19 protein-coding genes are annotated in these 16,349 nt (G+C 34.1%); 3 read left to right on the top strand and 16 right to left on the bottom strand.

The genetic code is table 11. The annotated features are described in order from the left end of the window. Position 1: 1 nt before the first annotated feature. The 4 genes from moaD to QMO72_RS03375 are packed head-to-tail and all read right to left on the bottom strand — an operon-like array spanning position 2 to position 2,416. Complete coding sequence (gene moaD, locus QMO72_RS03390; RefSeq protein ID WP_103266449.1) at positions 2–235, bottom strand: molybdopterin converting factor subunit 1; 234 nt, start codon at positions 233–235, stop codon at positions 2–4. Beyond that, on the bottom strand, positions 232–684 hold the full coding sequence (locus QMO72_RS03385) for a molybdenum cofactor biosynthesis protein MoaE (protein ID WP_103266448.1): 453 nt from the start codon (positions 682–684) through the stop codon (positions 232–234). Before QMO72_RS03385 ends, moaD begins: the two co-directional genes overlap by 4 nt. 14 nt (positions 685–698) lie before the next feature. Then, entirely contained in the window at positions 699–1,160 is a 462-nt protein-coding gene (gene mobB, locus QMO72_RS03380) for a molybdopterin-guanine dinucleotide biosynthesis protein B (protein WP_103266447.1), read from the bottom strand. Continuing rightward, on the bottom strand, positions 1,157–2,416 hold the full coding sequence (locus tag QMO72_RS03375) for a molybdopterin molybdotransferase MoeA (protein WP_103266446.1): 1,260 nt from the start codon (positions 2,414–2,416) through the stop codon (positions 1,157–1,159). Before QMO72_RS03375 ends, mobB begins: the two co-directional genes overlap by 4 nt. Before the next feature lie 63 nt (positions 2,417–2,479). On the opposite strand from QMO72_RS03375, the gene moaC reads away from it, so the two are divergent. Continuing rightward, positions 2,480–2,989 (top strand): cyclic pyranopterin monophosphate synthase MoaC, encoded by a 510-nt coding sequence (gene moaC, locus QMO72_RS03370; RefSeq protein WP_103266445.1) that lies wholly within the window; start codon positions 2,480–2,482, stop codon positions 2,987–2,989. Between the two features lie 32 nt (positions 2,990–3,021). On the opposite strand, the gene QMO72_RS03365 is transcribed toward moaC, so the two are convergent. Beyond that, a complete protein-coding gene (locus tag QMO72_RS03365) occupies positions 3,022–3,522 on the bottom strand; it encodes a MogA/MoaB family molybdenum cofactor biosynthesis protein (RefSeq protein ID WP_103266444.1) in 501 nt (166 codons plus the stop codon). A gap of 19 nt (positions 3,523–3,541) precedes the next feature. Further along, a complete protein-coding gene (locus QMO72_RS03360) occupies positions 3,542–4,546 on the bottom strand; it encodes a ThiF family adenylyltransferase (protein ID WP_103266485.1) in 1,005 nt (334 codons plus the stop codon). Positions 4,547–4,876: 330 nt separating this feature from the next. On the opposite strand from QMO72_RS03360, the gene cudC reads away from it, so the two are divergent. Next, on the top strand, positions 4,877–5,428 hold the full coding sequence (gene cudC, locus QMO72_RS03355) for a choline uptake/conversion transcriptional regulator CudC (RefSeq protein WP_069822816.1): 552 nt from the start codon (positions 4,877–4,879) through the stop codon (positions 5,426–5,428). 115 nt (positions 5,429–5,543) lie between these two features. Here cudC and QMO72_RS03350 read toward each other — a convergent pair whose 3' ends face one another. From QMO72_RS03350 to QMO72_RS03320, 7 genes are all read right to left on the bottom strand, one after another. Next, positions 5,544–6,149, bottom strand: a complete 606-nt coding sequence (locus QMO72_RS03350) for an ATP-binding cassette domain-containing protein (protein ID WP_103266443.1) — start codon at positions 6,147–6,149, stop codon at positions 5,544–5,546. Then, the gene (gene modB / locus QMO72_RS03345) at positions 6,150–6,821 is read right to left on the bottom strand and encodes a molybdate ABC transporter permease subunit (RefSeq protein WP_103266442.1); all 672 of its coding nucleotides are present in this window, start codon (positions 6,819–6,821) and stop codon (positions 6,150–6,152) included. It lies immediately after the preceding gene. 12 nt (positions 6,822–6,833) lie between these two features. After that, entirely contained in the window at positions 6,834–7,613 is a 780-nt protein-coding gene (modA, locus tag QMO72_RS03340) for a molybdate ABC transporter substrate-binding protein (protein ID WP_103266441.1), read from the bottom strand. Between the two features lie 108 nt (positions 7,614–7,721). After that, positions 7,722–9,212, bottom strand: coding sequence for a UDP-glucose--hexose-1-phosphate uridylyltransferase (galT, locus tag QMO72_RS03335; protein WP_103266440.1), 1,491 nt, complete (start codon positions 9,210–9,212; stop codon positions 7,722–7,724). A gap of 3 nt (positions 9,213–9,215) precedes the next feature. Further along, entirely contained in the window at positions 9,216–10,217 is a 1,002-nt protein-coding gene (galE, locus tag QMO72_RS03330; RefSeq protein WP_103266439.1) for a UDP-glucose 4-epimerase GalE, read from the bottom strand. Between the two features lie 32 nt (positions 10,218–10,249). Continuing rightward, complete coding sequence (locus QMO72_RS03325) at positions 10,250–11,410, bottom strand: galactokinase (protein WP_103266438.1); 1,161 nt, start codon at positions 11,408–11,410, stop codon at positions 10,250–10,252. A 110-nt stretch (positions 11,411–11,520) separates the two neighbouring features. Next, a complete protein-coding gene (locus QMO72_RS03320) occupies positions 11,521–12,528 on the bottom strand; it encodes a LacI family DNA-binding transcriptional regulator (protein WP_103266437.1) in 1,008 nt (335 codons plus the stop codon). 205 nt (positions 12,529–12,733) lie between these two features. Here QMO72_RS03320 and fdhD point away from each other — a divergent pair, with 205 nt between their 5' ends. Then, complete coding sequence (gene fdhD, locus QMO72_RS03315; RefSeq protein WP_103266436.1) at positions 12,734–13,540, top strand: formate dehydrogenase accessory sulfurtransferase FdhD; 807 nt, start codon at positions 12,734–12,736, stop codon at positions 13,538–13,540. Between the two features lie 52 nt (positions 13,541–13,592). Here the strand turns inward: fdhD and QMO72_RS03310 are convergent, their stop codons facing one another. The 3 genes from QMO72_RS03310 to QMO72_RS03300 form a co-directional block, all read right to left on the bottom strand. Further along, on the bottom strand, positions 13,593–14,345 hold the full coding sequence (locus tag QMO72_RS03310) for a GNAT family N-acetyltransferase (protein ID WP_286093238.1): 753 nt from the start codon (positions 14,343–14,345) through the stop codon (positions 13,593–13,595). Between the two features lie 32 nt (positions 14,346–14,377). After that, positions 14,378–14,926 carry a biotin transporter BioY gene (locus QMO72_RS03305; RefSeq protein WP_073505723.1) on the bottom strand — a complete coding sequence of 183 codons (549 nt, stop codon included), beginning with the start codon at positions 14,924–14,926 and terminating at the stop codon, positions 14,378–14,380. A 164-nt stretch (positions 14,927–15,090) separates the two neighbouring features. Continuing rightward, the gene (locus QMO72_RS03300) at positions 15,091–15,996 is read right to left on the bottom strand and encodes an ABC transporter substrate-binding protein (protein WP_103266435.1); all 906 of its coding nucleotides are present in this window, start codon (positions 15,994–15,996) and stop codon (positions 15,091–15,093) included. Positions 15,997–16,349 lie beyond the last annotated feature (353 nt).

Genomic DNA, 16,349 nt, shown 5'->3' with positions numbered 1-16,349 from the left:
TTTAACCTCCGCTAACTGGTGGAATCAATGCGACAATGTCATTAGGTCGAACAATATCGTCATTTTTTACAAATTCTTCATTTACTGCGACTTGAAATTTTTTATCACTAATACTAGGATAACGTTTAAATAAATCAATTATAAGATCTTCTACAGAAATATCATAGTTTAAATTTATATCTTCTGTGTCTTTCTCTAATGTTTCTTTAATTTCTGCAAAATAAAGTACTTTCATGATTGACCTCCTTCAATTGCATCTTCATAACTTCCATGTTGATGCCCTTGCCATTGCGCACCATCTTCCCATATTTCTTTTTTCCATATAGGGACGATTTCTTTTATGCGTTCAATCGCATACTCATTAGCTTCATACGCATCTTTTCTATGCGGTGAAGAAACACTGATTAAAACTGCGATATCTGAAATTTTTAATGGACCAATTCTGTGAACAATGGCCACGTCGGTACCTGGCCATTTCATTGAAATCTCATCTCCGATTTGCGCTAACATCTTTTCAGCCATTGGGATATAAGCTTCATATTCTAAATATTCTGTTTTAATCCCTTTGGTCCATTCCCTCACATGACCAGTGAAAATGACTACCGCACCTTGGTGCGCATTAAGCACGTATTCTCTATACTGCTCTGTTTGGATAGGTTCACTTACAATTTCGAATTGTTTCATTTAGTTCATTCCTTCTATATTAAAAAAGATAGTAACCATTGCTCATACTTAGGTAATGCATCCGCTTCGTCCAAATTAATACGATATTGTATATTTGTAAGATGCTCTAATGCATTTAACTCACTTTTATCTCTATAAACTAACACCTTATCAAAATTCGCTTCTTTAAAGCCTTCCACTAATATCAAGTTCGTTTCTATTGTAACAGATTCATCAATGATTTCATCTAGAGATTGTCTGTGTTTTCTTGTAACGGATTGTCGATAACTTGTTCCCTGAACAATACTTTGATCTGCGCCAGCTTGAAAGTGTTTCATATGATCGACATTATCGTCTTGTAGCGTTATATCATCCTTATCATGTCCATGGTGTTTAATTGTGGCTATATTAAAACCTTGTGACTTTAAAAATTGAACTGTGTGCATCATTAGTGTTGTTTTGCCTGTGTTTTTATAACCTACGATTTGTAAAATCATAGTTGCCATTCCATTTCATAACTTTGTGATTCAGTCAATAATACATTAACTGTATAACCTTTTTTATAGCCTCTTGTTCCCCCCGGTAACATAATCATTGCATTGCTGTGTGCTATAGCTACCACCGCGGCTGACTTATTAAATCCTGAAGGCACTACAGTCATTTCTTTACCGTTAAAGGTTGCACGTGCGCGAATAAATCGCGTAAAGGGGTTAGGCTTTTTAAAGTCTTCCATTAATGTAGCTTGTACTACTTGTGGATATATCGCCTTAGCCCCCATCATATGTTGCACTGCTGGCTTGACATATAGCTCGAAACCAGTAAAGCATGCTGAGGGGTTTCCAGATAAACCAAATAAGTATTTTCCATCTGCAACTGCTACTGTAGTGACACTCCCAGGTCTCATTGCAATTTTATTAAATAATACTTCAGCTTCTATTGCTGCATATATCTCAGGCAAATAATCAAAATCACCCACAGATACACCGCCTGTTGTAATAACAATATCATGACAGCGCATAGCTTCTTTGACAGCTTGTATACTACTTTTGAGATCGTCTTGTTGTATTTTATAAGATTCTACCTTTAAATCTAACTTTTGAGCTAACGCAACAATCATAGGACCATTTGAATTTCTAATTTTACCTGCCTGTAAATGATCTGTAACATCTAGCAACTCACTACCTGTTGCGATTACTGCAATAGTAGGCTTTTTAAAAACAGGGACTTCTCCATAACCGTATGTCGCTAGCACTGCAATAGCTCCTGGATTTATTTGTTGACCCTTTTGCAATACAATATCGCCTGCCCGCGTTTCTTCACCTTTCAGGGATATATTTTCATTGGGTTCAAATGGTTTGCGCAATGTAAAACTTTGATTACTTTCAACAGTTTGTTCCAACATTACAACTGCATCTGCACCTTCAGGTATAGCTGCTCCTGTCATAATCCTGACCGCTTCAAATTCACCAACAGTTTGTTCTGAAACAGAACCCGCACCAATGTGGTCAATCACATTAAATTTTATTCTGTGATCACCATTTGCACCTGCCGTATCTTGGCTTCTAATCGCAAAGCCATCATATGGAGATTTATTAAATCGAGGAATATCATAAGTAGCTACAATGTCCTCAGCTAATATATGATTTATACTTTCATGTAATGCGACCGTTGTTTGTGTCATAACAATATTCTGACTAACCACACGTTCAATAGCACTACTAACAGAAATTGGATTTCTCTTTTCAACTGTCATATAATCTACTCCTTACATATATTTATTTCGTGATATACTAGAAAACGATTAGGAGGGATATCTTTGTCCGAATTCACACATATTAATGCCCAAGGAAATGCCAAAATGGTCGATGTTTCAGAAAAAAACATTACCAAACGTATAGCAATTGCTCACTCTAGTATTACGGTAAATCCAGAAATTTATAAACAAATTGTTGATCACACAAATAAAAAAGGAAACGTCTTAAATACTGCACAAATTGCCGGTATTATGGCCGCTAAAAAGACTGCTGACATTATCCCTATGTGTCATCCATTACCGCTCACTGGTGTCGATGTTGATTTTACTTGGCAAACAAATAAAACCACTTATACATTAAACATTCAGGTCACTGTGTCAACAACTGGTAAAACTGGCGTGGAAATGGAAGCTCTTACAGCAGCCTCTGCGACAGCCTTAACTGTTTATGACATGGCCAAAGCCTTAGATAAAGGCATGATTATTGGCGAAACCTATTTGTTATCTAAATCTGGTGGTAAAACTGGTGACTTCCAACGTGACACTCATTTATCTTCAAAAGAGCCTGAATAAATAGCACGAGCCCAATTTTGTTTGGGCTCTATTTATTTTTTAATTTCTGTTACCAAATGATTGAGTTCGGGTTTGATTAATTTGTCTAATGCTAATTTAATTGCTCCTGTTGAGCCTGGCAGGCTAAATATCAATTTATCTTCAACTGCACCTGCGACTGCACGTGACAACAATGCGCGTGTCCCTACATCTTCTGTATAACTTAAGTATCTAAACAACTCTCCAAATCCTTCTATCTCTTTCGTCAATAATGAAGAAACTGCTTCTATTGTCACATCTCTTTTGGCTATGCCTGTACCACCAGTAGTAATAATTACGTCAATATCTTGAGACAACCACATTTTTAATTGCTTTAATATTTCAGATATATCATCTTTAACGATGCAGTAATGCCCCTTTTCTACTGAAGCATTTATTTCTGATAATAACGTTATTATTAAATTACCACCTTTATCTGTTTCATAATCTCTTGTATCTGAAACCGTTAACACAGCACATTGAATATCTCTATCTAATTTAATATTTGTATGCATAAAGCATAAACACACTCCTTTATCCAAAAAGTTGGTTTATTAAGGTTATGGCTTGGTTTGGGTGCTTCATTTTATGAATTAATAATCTACCACCTCTAAAACTCACAATAGGATGCCCATTAAATTCAAAACGTAGCATATATGGATTTCGTTGATAAGCAATGGCTTGCTTAATTAAAAATGATTCTATTATTTCCTGGGAAATTTCTGGGTTTTGGTATTGTATTGTATCTCTTCCGCACAAACTTACATACTGTCGCTTTGTTTCATTTATATATGGATAACTTGGATTTTCACCACATGTAGGACACGTCTTTCTTTGTATTTTACTAAATCCAAATGTGTAATGGTTGCCTTCCCATATATCACCATAGGTTAATTTTGTAGGTATGCTGTGTTGCGTTAGTATTTTAAGTGCATCTCGTGATTGTAAACTCGTAGTCATTGTCACCGCTGGCTGTATCACGCCTACAGTATCGCAAGTCATATTTATCACTGGCAATTGAGGCACTAAACAGTTAAAACAAGGTGTCTTACCTGGAATAAATGCGGCTTCTATATATGTACTTTGAACCACGCCACCATAAATCCAAGGTATATTCTGTTGAAAAGCAAAGTCATTAATTAATTGGCGAGTTTCAAAATTATCAGTGGCATCTAAAATTAAGCTTACCTTTGTGCCATAATGCTCTAAAAATTGTCTGTCGACATGTGCAATATGCGCATGAACTTTTAAATCTGATCGAATTTCAGTCAGCTTATTTTCTGCGGCAATCACTTTAGGCAATGCTACTTCGGCATCTATTTCTGTAAATAATGTTTGCCTTTGCAGATTACTGAATTCAATATAATCTCTATCAACAATCGTTATTTCACTCACTCCCGCTCTTACCAAACTTTCTGCAAGATGCGTGCCTAAAGCACCCATACCAATTATGAGTACATGAGAATGCATAATTTTATATTGTCCATTGTCACCAATAGCTTTAAATAATGTTTGTCTAGAATAACGGTCTATAGTCACCACAATAATCCTCTCTTTACGTCATTGCTTCCATTATAAATCTTGCATCAGAATGTCACAATGGTTTGGTATCGATAATGTATAAACGGGTGTATTCCCTAATTCGATCACTTATTATCACTTAAAATTTTTAATACAATAATTTAGATGCGTGCATTTCTTATTTGAAATGCTCTCTTAATCTATAATTGTGGCCTGAATCATGTATATTACTTAAATACAGGTATCCATTTATGAAAATAGTAAAATATTAAATTGCTCACTATAAATAATATCCATTGAATATGCGTTCGTGGTACAATAAATTGAATATAATATGGAGGTGAATGAATGGCACGTTCAAAAGGCTACGAAGAACAGCTTGAACAAGCTAAAGATATAGTCATAAACTCTATCGGAGAAACAATGGACCTTTATGGTGTTAACCGTAGTGTCGGTAACTTATATGGCACGATGGTGTTCGAACAAAAAAGTATGACTTTAGATGAAATGCGTTATGAATTACAAATGAGTAAACCAAGCATGAGTGCAGGTGTTAAAAAACTTCAAGAGTTCGATGGTGTTAAGCAACAATTTATCAGAGGCAGTAGGAAACAACATTTCACTGCTGAAAAAGATTTCTTCACATTCTTTGGCAATTTCTTTTCTTTAAAATGGAAACGTGAAATTAAGTTAAATATAGAGGCGATACATAAAGCGGAAAATATACTTAATCCCATTGTACATTCAAACACAGCAGCTCCAGAAATCATAGAGGAAGCACAAGAAGTATTAACTCAAATTGAACATTCTAAAGTCTACTATGCTTGGCTTTCAACACTAAGCGATGCTTTAGCTAGTGGCAAGATCTTCGACTATTTTCCTATACCAGAAGATAAATAATAAAAGGCATGAAGCACATCACGGTGACTTCACGCCTTTTTATTATGTCGTAGTTTTCAACTCGCACATGTTTTTCAAATCGAGATAATACCAGATTTCCACACCTCTATTGTAGTCAACCGATTTCAACTACCTCTTGTGCTAATAATTCAGCTTCATAATTAGAATGCGTTACAAAAATCAACGGAATTTGCCATTCGTCAAATATACGCTGAACTAAACGAATACTTTCTTCTTTCGTCGCATCATCAAGACTAGAGAATGGCTCATCTAATAGTATTAAGTCCGGTTTAGTACTTAAAGTTCTAGCAAGTGCTACGCGTTGTGCTTCCCCACCTGATAACCGTGCTGGAAACTGTTGCTTTAAATGTCCTATATTTAATTGGTGCATTACTTTTTCAATATGTTCAGACGGTTCAGCCATAAATGTGATATTTTGATACACGTTCTTATTAGGAAATAATTGATAGTCTTGGAATAAGTATCCTATATTTCTATGCTGAATTTTAACTTCAATATGCTGCGTTGTATCTGTTAGAACATGATCTTTTAATTCAATATATGCCTGATCTGCAGGTTTTAAACCAGAGATAATATTTAATAATGTTGTTTTACCAATACCAGACGGTCCTTTAATTGCACATATTTTAGGTTTTTTATGATGTAGATGAATATCTAAGTGTGTATGTTCTAGCCTATGATTAATTTTTATATTTAACAATTAATCTACCTCCCAAAAACGGTCTTTGTTTAACACATTAATTGTCCCAATCACTGTGATCGCAAATGCAACAAGCACAATCACCCAAAGCCAAGCTTGATTTTCTTTACCTTGTTCTACTAAAAAATAAATTTCTAAAGGTAACGTATTCGTTTTATTTGGAATATATCCGGCAACCATTAGCGTTGCTCCAAACTCTCCAATGGCACGTGCAAAACTCATCATAACTCCAGATAATATGGATCGTTTTGACAAAGGTAAAATTAATTCAAAAAATATTTTACTCTCGCTTGCCCCCATTGTTCTTGCAGTATTGAGCATCTTATTATCAATACTACGAAACCCTTGGACTGTATGTTGGTACATCAAAGGTAAACTTACAATTACCGATGCTATAACGGCCCCTGTCATTGTAAATACGACAGGTAAATGTAATACATTATCGAAAAATGAACCGATTATATTTCGCGGTGAAAATACAATTAGCAAAATAAACCCCATTACTGTTGGAGGTAATACAATAGGTAAAACAATGATACTCTCTAAAACTCTAGCAAAAAAGCCATGCCTTTTATACAACCATCTCGAGATAAAAATACCGACAAAAGTAACGATAATCGTACTGATCATTGCTACTTTAAGCGATATCCAAAACGGTGTAATATCTGGCATTATCAGGACCTCCTAAATTTCAAATTGGTATTTTTTCAATATATTTTTAGCTTTATCAGTTTTAAGGAAATCTATCCAAGCTTTAGCTGCTTTTTTATCTGACGTTGCAGCCGCCTTATAAATAATTGAGTTATTCAAATTTGCAGTATTTAGCGCTTTAACTTTACTATTTCCATTTTCCTGATTTTGATACAAGTCTGTTTTATAAACATAGCCTAATTGGGCATTACCTTTTTCTACGTAATTAAGAACTTGACGCACATCTTTAGCAAAAACCAAATTACTTTTTACTTGGTCATACAGATGATGCGCTTTCAAATATTGTTCAGCATATTTACCCGCAGGCACAGATTTAGCTTCTCCAATCGCTAATTTATCATTTGCTTTTAAATCTTTTACCGATGTATATGTACTATCTTTTGTTCCAATAAGCACTAGCTTATTTTTAGCATATTTATATGTATAGCTTGCTTTCTTTTGTTCTTTCAATGCATCAACGTCTTTCGTATTAGCTGACATGAGCACATCTACAGGTGCTCCTTTTTCAATTTGTTGTCTTAAGGCACCAGAACCACCATAATTAAAAGTAACATTAATTGATTTATGTTTTGTTTCAAATGCTTGTTCTAAATCTTTTGTAACATCCGTTAAACTTGCTGCTGCTGATACTTGCAATTCTTGCTTTTCATTATCTTTATGCTTAGCATTGTGGTCGGTCGAACTTGAACAGCCTGCTAAGACAAGACAACATGCAACTATCACTAATATGATGTGTCTATATTTAACTTTCATTTTAGCAACTCCTTTTGGTCATTATTATATGCTTAATTATAAAAAAACAAAAGAGCTGGCCAAAATGAAATATATTTTGGCCCATCTCTTTTGTAAATTAAATTGATATTATAAGCTATTAATAAAACGACGAAAAGCTTGCTGTCCTTGGTCTGTATTTTTAAATACGCCTGCATCTTCCAATACACGTTTGAACTTGTAACCCACTTCATTATCCACGATTTGGTCGACATTTGAACTACTAATATCATAGTTCTGCAACATCTTTTCTGCCCATTGTTGGTGAACGCCTATATCTAATTGCGACTCACCTAACAAGTATCTTTTCACTTGTCTTAATTCTTGCTTCAAGCGACCAGGTAATATGGCAGTGCCCATTACTTCTATAAGACCAATGTTTTCTTTTTTTATATGTTGTACGTCTTCATGTGGATGGAAGATACCATCAGGATATTGCTCTGAGGTTTGATTGTCACGCAAGACAATGTCTAACTCATATCGTTGGTGTCTGTATCTTGCAATAGGTGTAACTGTGTGATGACGTTCTCCATTGTTGCTATATGCTCTAATTGTAACTGCTTCGTCTGTATATTGATTCCACTGATTCATGACGTATGTTGCTGCTTCAATCAGTTCATTTTTCTTTGTACTTTTTAAACGAATAACACTCATCGGCCACTTTAGTGTACTCGCTTGGATTGAAGGGTATTCAGCTATATGAAAATTTTCAACTTCGGCAGCGTTATCCATAGGAAAGACATATTTCCCAGCTTGATAATGATTATGAGATAAAATAGACCCCCCCACAACTGGTATATCTGCATTTGAACCTATAAAATAATGTGGAAATTGATCAATAAAATCCAACAAATTAATGAAAGTTTGTTGGTTGATTTTCATAGGTACATGGCTTTCTGATAATACAATACTGTGTTCATTAAAATAGGCATATGGAGAATATTGAAATGCCCATCGCTGATCGCCTAGCATTAAATGAACGATTCGATGATTTGATCGAGCAGCTTGTAATACTGAACCTACGTATCCTTCATTTTCAACACATAATGCACATTGAGGATAATCTGAACTTGGTGCTTCTTTTGCTTGTGCAATTTGTTGCGCATCTTTTTCTGGTTTTGAAAGGTTGATCGTAATTTCAATATCACCATACTCTGTCTCTACATCATAATTAATATTATGAGCAATCGCATCTTCTTTCACATAATGATTACGTTTTGATAATGTATAAAAATAATCTGTGGCCGCTTCAGGTGATACCTTGTAAGCTTTATTAAATTCACGATTAATAACAGAAGGGCGCGGCGTAATTAAATCTAAAATTTGTGCTTCAACAATTTCTCTTTGATACAATACATCATCAATACAATGTTGATCAACTGCCTTCTGTATCCAATATTGTGTTATCTCGTTTGCTGTCGCATTTTCATTTAGTGTTGCTATTGAGGTATTATCTATACCACTTGCATTTAAAATACGTATCAATTGATTTTGAATATATATGGCATCTTCTACTTCATAATCTCCATACATGACGGCTTGAGATACAAATTGTTGAACTAATTGTTGATTTAATAACATGCCTTACCCCTCCATATCTTCTTGATAACCATTTGGATGTTGGTAATGCCATTGCCAAGCTGATCCAATGATGTCATTGATATTATCATGTTTTGGTTGCCAACCTAATAATTGTCGTGCTTTATCACTTGATGCCACTAATTTACTTGGATCACCTGCTCTTCGTTCACCTACACTAGCTTTAATCTCTTTTTGAGTCACAATGCGAGCGGCTTCTAATATTTCAAATACAGAATATCCTTGACTACTACCCAAGTTAAATGCGCCTGACTCCCCATCATTTTGTAAGTATTCATATGCTAAAATATGAGCCTCTATTAAATCTTCAACATGTAAGTAATCGCGTATACAAGAACCATCTTCCGTATCATAATCATCTCCAAATACAGTTATTTGATCTCTTTGACCTAGTGCAGTTTGTAATACAATGGGAATAAGATGCGTTTCTGGACGGTGATCCTCACCAATTGTGCCGCCTTCTTTGGCACCAGCTACATTGAAATAGCGTAATGCAGCATATTTTACCCCGTAGGCTTCGTGACTCCAACGCATCATTTTTTCCATCATTAACTTACTTTCACCATACGGACTTGTCGGTGTTTTAGAATCTTCTTCTGTAATTGGTACTGAATCTGGTTCTCCATATACTGCTGCGGTTGATGAAAAAATAATGTACTCAACTTGATGTGCATACATGACTTCAAGTAGAACTTGCAAACCGTGTACATTATTATTAAAATACGCTAACGGCTTTTGTACAGATTCTCCTACTAAAGAATACGCGCAAAAATGAAAGACACCTTCTATAGATTCATTAGTAAATATGTGCGTTAAAAACGCTTGGTCTCGGATATCTCCTTCATAAAATTTCGCGTCTTTATGAACGGATGGTCTATGACCTGTACCTAAATTATCTACGACTATGACGTCATATCCTCTAGAAATAAGTTGATCTACCGCGTGACTACCTATATATCCTGCGCCACCTAAAACTAAAACAGCCATATTAAAAATCCTCTCGATTTATAGTATCGTTTTTACAATATTTTCACGCCATCACTAATCCCTACATGATAAAATGATGGTAAATACCCAATTTTTTCTTTATATGCTTGAGATACCTCGTCTTCCAACTGTTTGATGCTATCTTTATGTACTAATGCAATCGCACACCCTGCAAATCCGGCGCCTGTCATCCTCGCGCCTAGTACACCTTCAACGCGTTGTGCTGTTTCAGCTAGCGTATCTAATTCAATTCCAGTAACTTCATAATCATCTTTCAGGGAAGCATGTGATGCATTTAATAACTGGCCAAAACTACTAAAATCATTTGCTTTTAAATATTGATGTGCTTTTAGTGTACGTTCATTTTCAGTTACAGCATGTCTCGCACGACGTAATTTAACCTCATCTTTAATTAACTTTTGATGTTGCTCAAATTGCTCAAAAGATAACTCCCCTAAAGCATCAATATCAAGTTGTTGTTGTAATGCAGCTAATGCATCCTCACACTCAGCACGACGTTCATTATATTTACTCTCTGTTAATGACCGACGCTTATTTGTATTCATAATTGAAATGACATAATCACCGAACTTCGCAGGCACATATTCATATGCTAAGGTTGCTGTATCAAGTAATATTGCATGTTCAGATTTACCCATGCCAATTATGAATTGATCCATGATACCTGAATTAACACCCATAAAGTTATTTTCTACAGCTTGACCTACCTTAATCAGTTGCAATCGCTCTAAATCTAATCCAAATAATGCTTTCATTAACCAACCTGTTAATAACTCAATTGAAGCTGACGAAGAAAGACTGGCACCATTAGGAATATTACCTTCTATTAACACATCAAATCCTGAATCAATATGCTCAAATTCTTGAGCTAAATATTTAATTACGCCTTTAGGATAATTTGCCCAATCATGCTTAGAATCAAAACGCAATTCCTCCAAAGTAAATGTAATGATGCCGATATCTTCAAAATTATTTGAATAAAGTTGTATAATTTGATCATCTCTTTTGCTTGCTAGACCATAAGTCCCTAGCTCTATGGCCGCTGGAAAAACATAGCCACCATTATAATCTGTATGTTCCCCAATCAGGTTGATTCGTCCAGGTGAAAAAGCACTCACTTCTGCCTTTACTCCATATAACGACTCAAACTTTTGATGCATTGCTTGTAACATAACAATCCCACTCCTTTAATCTTTCAATAATTCAATTAAGTTAACAGACCCCTCAAACAAGTAAACACAAATAAAGTTTACTTGTTTACTAATTGTTTTGTCAATCAAGATTATGTGTTTGATTTAAATGTATTTCGTTCAATAAGTTGTGCTTCTACCACAACATGTATTGCAATACGTCGTGTCTTATTGATACGTTCTTCAGCCATTCTAACTGCTATCCTACCAAATTCATCAACTGGTATATGCACACTACTAATGGAAGGTACAGTATACTTAATAACTTCCAAATCATTAAAGCTAATCAATTTAATTTCTTCTGGAATTGTAACTTTTTCATATTGCAGCTGTTGTAAAATGCCAATAGCCACCATGTCATTACCTGCTATAAACACTTCTGGCAATGATTGTTGCTTTGCTAATACTTTTACCGCTCGTTCACCATCTTCTTTTTCCCAACCATCAAGCATTGAAATCTCTTCAATTTGTTGTTGTTTGCACCATTTTTTATATGCTTCATATCTGACATCTGTATTATTATAAAATGGCTCACCTGACAAATTTCGTATAGTATGATAGCCGCCGACATAGGCAATTTTAGATAACTCCAATTGACCTAACTGGTTAAGTAAATGCGTCATTGAATGATTAAGATCAGAATACACTGCATCTATTGATTTAGGTGTGTTCGGATTATTAATAACAATAATATTTTTATTGCATTTTTTAAGGATTTCTATTGCATCTTGAGAAAAATTCCCGACAACAATAATTGCACCAGCCTTATCAATTTTTGCTAGATCTACTTCTGATTGATTACCATCTATCCTAATAGTACGCTTAAGTGACAAGTTTAATCTTTTAACTTCTGCTTCAATTGCTAAACGAATCTCCCGATAGTATGGATCCGACATTTCTTTAGCCCTTGAAGCATATGTAATGATTTGTATGCTTTTATTCTTTCTAGATGATTTTTGATATTGTAATTTATCAGCGATGTCATGTATTCTCTGCCTTGTAGTTTTAGATACTGAAAGTGTTGGATCATTATTTAATACGCGCGAAACTGTACCCGGACTCACCTCTGCCGCTCGTGCGATATCTCTAATACTTGCCATTCGACTCACCTCTAACTATTGTTTACCTTAAGTTTACCTTTATATAATTTTTATAGCAACAATGACAGTTAATTCCATTTACCAAGCTTTTCTGTTCATACTTATAATTTCAGTTCATCATTAACTATAAAATCAAATCTGATTCTTTTTTTTACGGATAAAAATGCGCTAAAATGAATAGTGAATTATAAAGTGAGGTGGCTATATGAACGAGGATATATTAACAAATCAATCGATTGTGAGATACGAGCAAGGAAAGCTATTTAATACTACAGATCATTATGTAACTGAATTTCCACTAACTATAATGGTCAATGGAGAAGAATTTGCAACAGTTATTTGTAGTCCAAATCATCTAGAAGAATTAGTGCTAGGTTTTCTAGCTTCTGAAGGTGTCATTCTGAAAAACGCTGATTTAAAATCTATTCAAATTGATGATAGTAAAGGCTTTGCACATGTGGAGTTAACACACACATTAGACGATCGATTCACATACTCTACAAAACGTATGATTGCTTCATGTTGTGGCAAAAGTAGAGAATTTTATTTTCACAATGATGCTGCGATTGCCAAAACCTCTATGTCTAAAGTAACTTTAAATCCACTTCAAGTCGTAAACATGATGACAAGATTACAAAGTGCTAGTACGATATTCAAACAAACTGGTGGTCTCCATAATGCGGCAATCAGTGATGGAGATACTTTCTTTGAACATCGACAAGATATCGGACGCCATAACGCTTTAGATAAATTATATGGTTTTTGCATTCAAAGACATATCCCAATACGTGATAAAGTACTCATTTTTAGTGGCCGAATATCGTCAGAAATATTAATTAAAGCTGCAAAAATCGGCGTCGGTATCATCCTTTCAAAATCTGCGCCAACAACATTAGCTATTACCCTCGCAGAAGACTTAAATATAACTGCAATTGGTTTCATTAGAGATGGTAATTTCAATATCTATAGCCACGCAGAACGTATTAAAGCTGTGGAAGCAACAGAAGATTAACTATCCTTCGGTGGCCTTCACAGCTTTAAATTATTTTAAGTCTATGTGTTATTTAATCTACATTTTCTTTTAAAATTTGATAACAGAAACTAATAAAAATATAACCTTGCTTTATGTACATCTGCTTAGCGCTATCTTCACCATCTGCAATAAGTATGACAGGTCTAGTACCAGCAACATTTGCAACAAAAGATTGCATAATGCTACCGATACCTTTATTTTGATAAGGTTCTAACACGCCAAAACCATCTATTTCTACTGTTTTATCGGTAAGAATCAAGTCTAAAATACCTACTGGTATCCCTCTATCATATGCTATCAAGCGTGACTTTTGATCATCATTAAATTGACTTCGTATCATCTTAATACTTTCTTCCGCATATGCTTTCCCATAAGGTTCTGCAAATTGCTTATAAATTTCAATATAATCTTCTAATATATCTGAATGCACAAATGTCACTTCTATGTGTTGATGATGCCTTTGTTTGATATTCGTACTTTCAATTGCATATAGCTCCATTATGCCTAATTCAAAATGTTCCGACTTTAATTCATCCATCCATTTCTGTTCTAAACTTTCATTTTCTGGAAAAGTAAATGCCAAATGATTTGAACCTTGTTGTTTATGTAATTGAAATTGTTGAAGCATATCCTTTTTCCAAGTTTTAATCGTAGGCATCTGTTTATAAGCCCATTTATTCACATCAAATACAAGCGGTTCTTCCGGTGTTAAATAGATTGTTTTTTGAGCATCGTAACTATAAACAGTACCTTGTTGATATATGTCTTCCATTGATATCACCATTAGCAAATCACCTACGCTTATACTTATGAATTTTATTTTAATAATTGTTGAAAACGACTATGATTAAGTAAAACATTCCCAACTAAGCTTGCTATAATTGCCTTTACAATATCTCCTGGTATAAAAACCAGTGACAAAGTGATTGACTTAGATATTGGTAAATTAGTAATAAGCCCCATGATTATTGTACCCACAACATCAAGCAAGATTGCCCCAATCACAATTGTTGTAATTAATAATACAATAAAGTTAATCTTTTTAAAATACAAATCTCTAACTAAACCAATGAGATATGCAACAACTGGATACATGAATAAAAAACCAGCTGAAGGTCCTGCAAATACACCGATACCACCACGTCCACCAGATAATAATGGCAATCCAGTAGCAACAAGCATTAATAAGATAATCACACTTAATGTCCCATATTTACGTCCTAGCAAAATAGCTGCCAAGAAAATACCTATATTTTGTAAGACAATAGGTACTGGCATAATTGGTAATGGAATCGCAGGTACAAAACCTAATACAGCTATAATCGCTGTCATTAAACCTGTATATACTAAATATTTTGTAGTCATGTTCACTCCTCCTCAATGTAAAAATTATACCATTAATGTAAACATTTAAAAATAAAAAGTTTACATACAGATACATATTTTTAACATTAAAAAAGCTATCAACATTCAAGTTGATAGCTTTTTTCCCTAATAAGTCACTGATAAATCATTTTAAATTCATTTAATTATTCGTTTAAAAATTTCTCTTTTAAATCTTTTCTCATATATTCTAAAGTATAAGGATCATTGTACCAATATGTTTCGGCTTGAACTTGTATAACATTGTCTTTCTGGACGGCAGGTAAGTTGTTCCATAAGTTAGTTTTTTCATAAGCAGGTTTAGATTTTCCTTCACTAGTAGAAACAATATAATCACCTGCATAATCAGCAATCTTCTCTTGTTTCACTTCTGCCCAGCCTTCTTTTTTAACTAACTTATCTAGTTTATCTGGCATATTCAGACCAAATGCTTGATATAAAACTTCGCCACCGCGTCCCCAGTTTGGTCCATAGCTATATAGTTTTTTATCGAATTCATCAAAGATTGACACTGTTGCATCTGCACCAATTTTCTCTTTAATTTTTTTCCCATCTTTTTTAGTTTGGGATTTCCATTTATCTTCCCAAGCTTTTGCTTTTTCTTCTTTGCCTAATAACTTAGCTAATTCTTTTTGTTGATCTAAGTATTTATGTTTTCCATAATCAAAGACAACAGTTGGCGCTATTTTCTTATACTTTTTAATATTTTTATCTGTAGAGTAAACGATAATTAAATCTGGTTTTGTTTTCGCTACTTTTTCTACATCATTTTCCCCAATCTTTTCAACGCCTTTGAATTTATCTTTCAGAAGTTTACTACTATCGACTTGTTTATTGACAGCAACAATTTTTCCATCAAGATATTTAATCCCACCTGCATATGTTGGCGCTACAACAGCTATGCGTTTTGGATTTTTCGGTACATCTATACTTTTCCCACTGTCTTGTTTGTATGATTTTGTCTCTTCCTTACTAGAATCACTATCAGATTTATTACCGCATGCTGCTAGAATTAAGACTAAAGCAATTAACGGAAACAATAATTTTTTCATCATTCTTCCTCCATTGAAAATCATTATCAGTTAAATTTGATTATATAATCTTTCAAGTAAATTTACAACACTTAGTTTATTAAATATATCTCATTTGAGATTACAAAAATATAATTACTGTATTAATGAAGAAACTATAATCAATGGTTTACTTTATATATTGAAATAGTCTAGATAATTAATGATTAATACACTAGCTATCATGATCTACAAGGCACAACTCTCTCTACATAGTTACCAAAAGATAAATAAAATAATTAAATTAAAAATCTAAACATAAAATGTTGTAAAAAGTGGTATGAGTATCCAAAGAGGATGATTTACTTATTATTAAAGCATGTCATAACGACCAA

It is taken from the genome of Staphylococcus casei (assembly GCF_030294405.1).
Taxonomy (GTDB): Bacteria; Bacillota; Bacilli; order Staphylococcales; family Staphylococcaceae; genus Staphylococcus; species Staphylococcus succinus.
This window is presented reverse-complemented; position numbering and strand designations above follow the sequence as displayed.

Coding starts and splice junctions, on each gene's coding strand:
- moaD (WP_103266449.1), bottom strand. CDS start 235: ATGAAAGTACTTTATTTTGCAGAAATTAAAGAAACATTAGAGAAAGAC.
- QMO72_RS03385 (WP_103266448.1), bottom strand. CDS start 684: ATGAAACAATTCGAAATTGTAAGTGAACCTATCCAAACAGAGCAGTAT.
- mobB (WP_103266447.1), bottom strand. CDS start 1,160: ATGATTTTACAAATCGTAGGTTATAAAAACACAGGCAAAACAACACTA.
- QMO72_RS03375 (WP_103266446.1), bottom strand. CDS start 2,416: ATGACAGTTGAAAAGAGAAATCCAATTTCTGTTAGTAGTGCTATTGAA.
- QMO72_RS03365 (WP_103266444.1), bottom strand. CDS start 3,522: ATGCATACAAATATTAAATTAGATAGAGATATTCAATGTGCTGTGTTA.
- cudC (WP_069822816.1), top strand. CDS start 4,877: ATGGCACGTTCAAAAGGCTACGAAGAACAGCTTGAACAAGCTAAAGAT.
- modB (WP_103266442.1), bottom strand. CDS start 6,821: ATGCCAGATATTACACCGTTTTGGATATCGCTTAAAGTAGCAATGATC.
- modA (WP_103266441.1), bottom strand. CDS start 7,613: ATGAAAGTTAAATATAGACACATCATATTAGTGATAGTTGCATGTTGT.
- galT (WP_103266440.1), bottom strand. CDS start 9,212: ATGTTATTAAATCAACAATTAGTTCAACAATTTGTATCTCAAGCCGTC.
- galE (WP_103266439.1), bottom strand. CDS start 10,217: ATGGCTGTTTTAGTTTTAGGTGGCGCAGGATATATAGGTAGTCACGCG.
- QMO72_RS03325 (WP_103266438.1), bottom strand. CDS start 11,410: ATGTTACAAGCAATGCATCAAAAGTTTGAGTCGTTATATGGAGTAAAG.
- QMO72_RS03320 (WP_103266437.1), bottom strand. CDS start 12,528: ATGGCAAGTATTAGAGATATCGCACGAGCGGCAGAGGTGAGTCCGGGT.
- fdhD (WP_103266436.1), top strand. CDS start 12,734: ATGAACGAGGATATATTAACAAATCAATCGATTGTGAGATACGAGCAA.
- QMO72_RS03310 (WP_286093238.1), bottom strand. CDS start 14,345: ATGGTGATATCAATGGAAGACATATATCAACAAGGTACTGTTTATAGT.
- QMO72_RS03305 (WP_073505723.1), bottom strand. CDS start 14,926: ATGACTACAAAATATTTAGTATATACAGGTTTAATGACAGCGATTATA.
- QMO72_RS03300 (WP_103266435.1), bottom strand. CDS start 15,996: ATGAAAAAATTATTGTTTCCGTTAATTGCTTTAGTCTTAATTCTAGCA.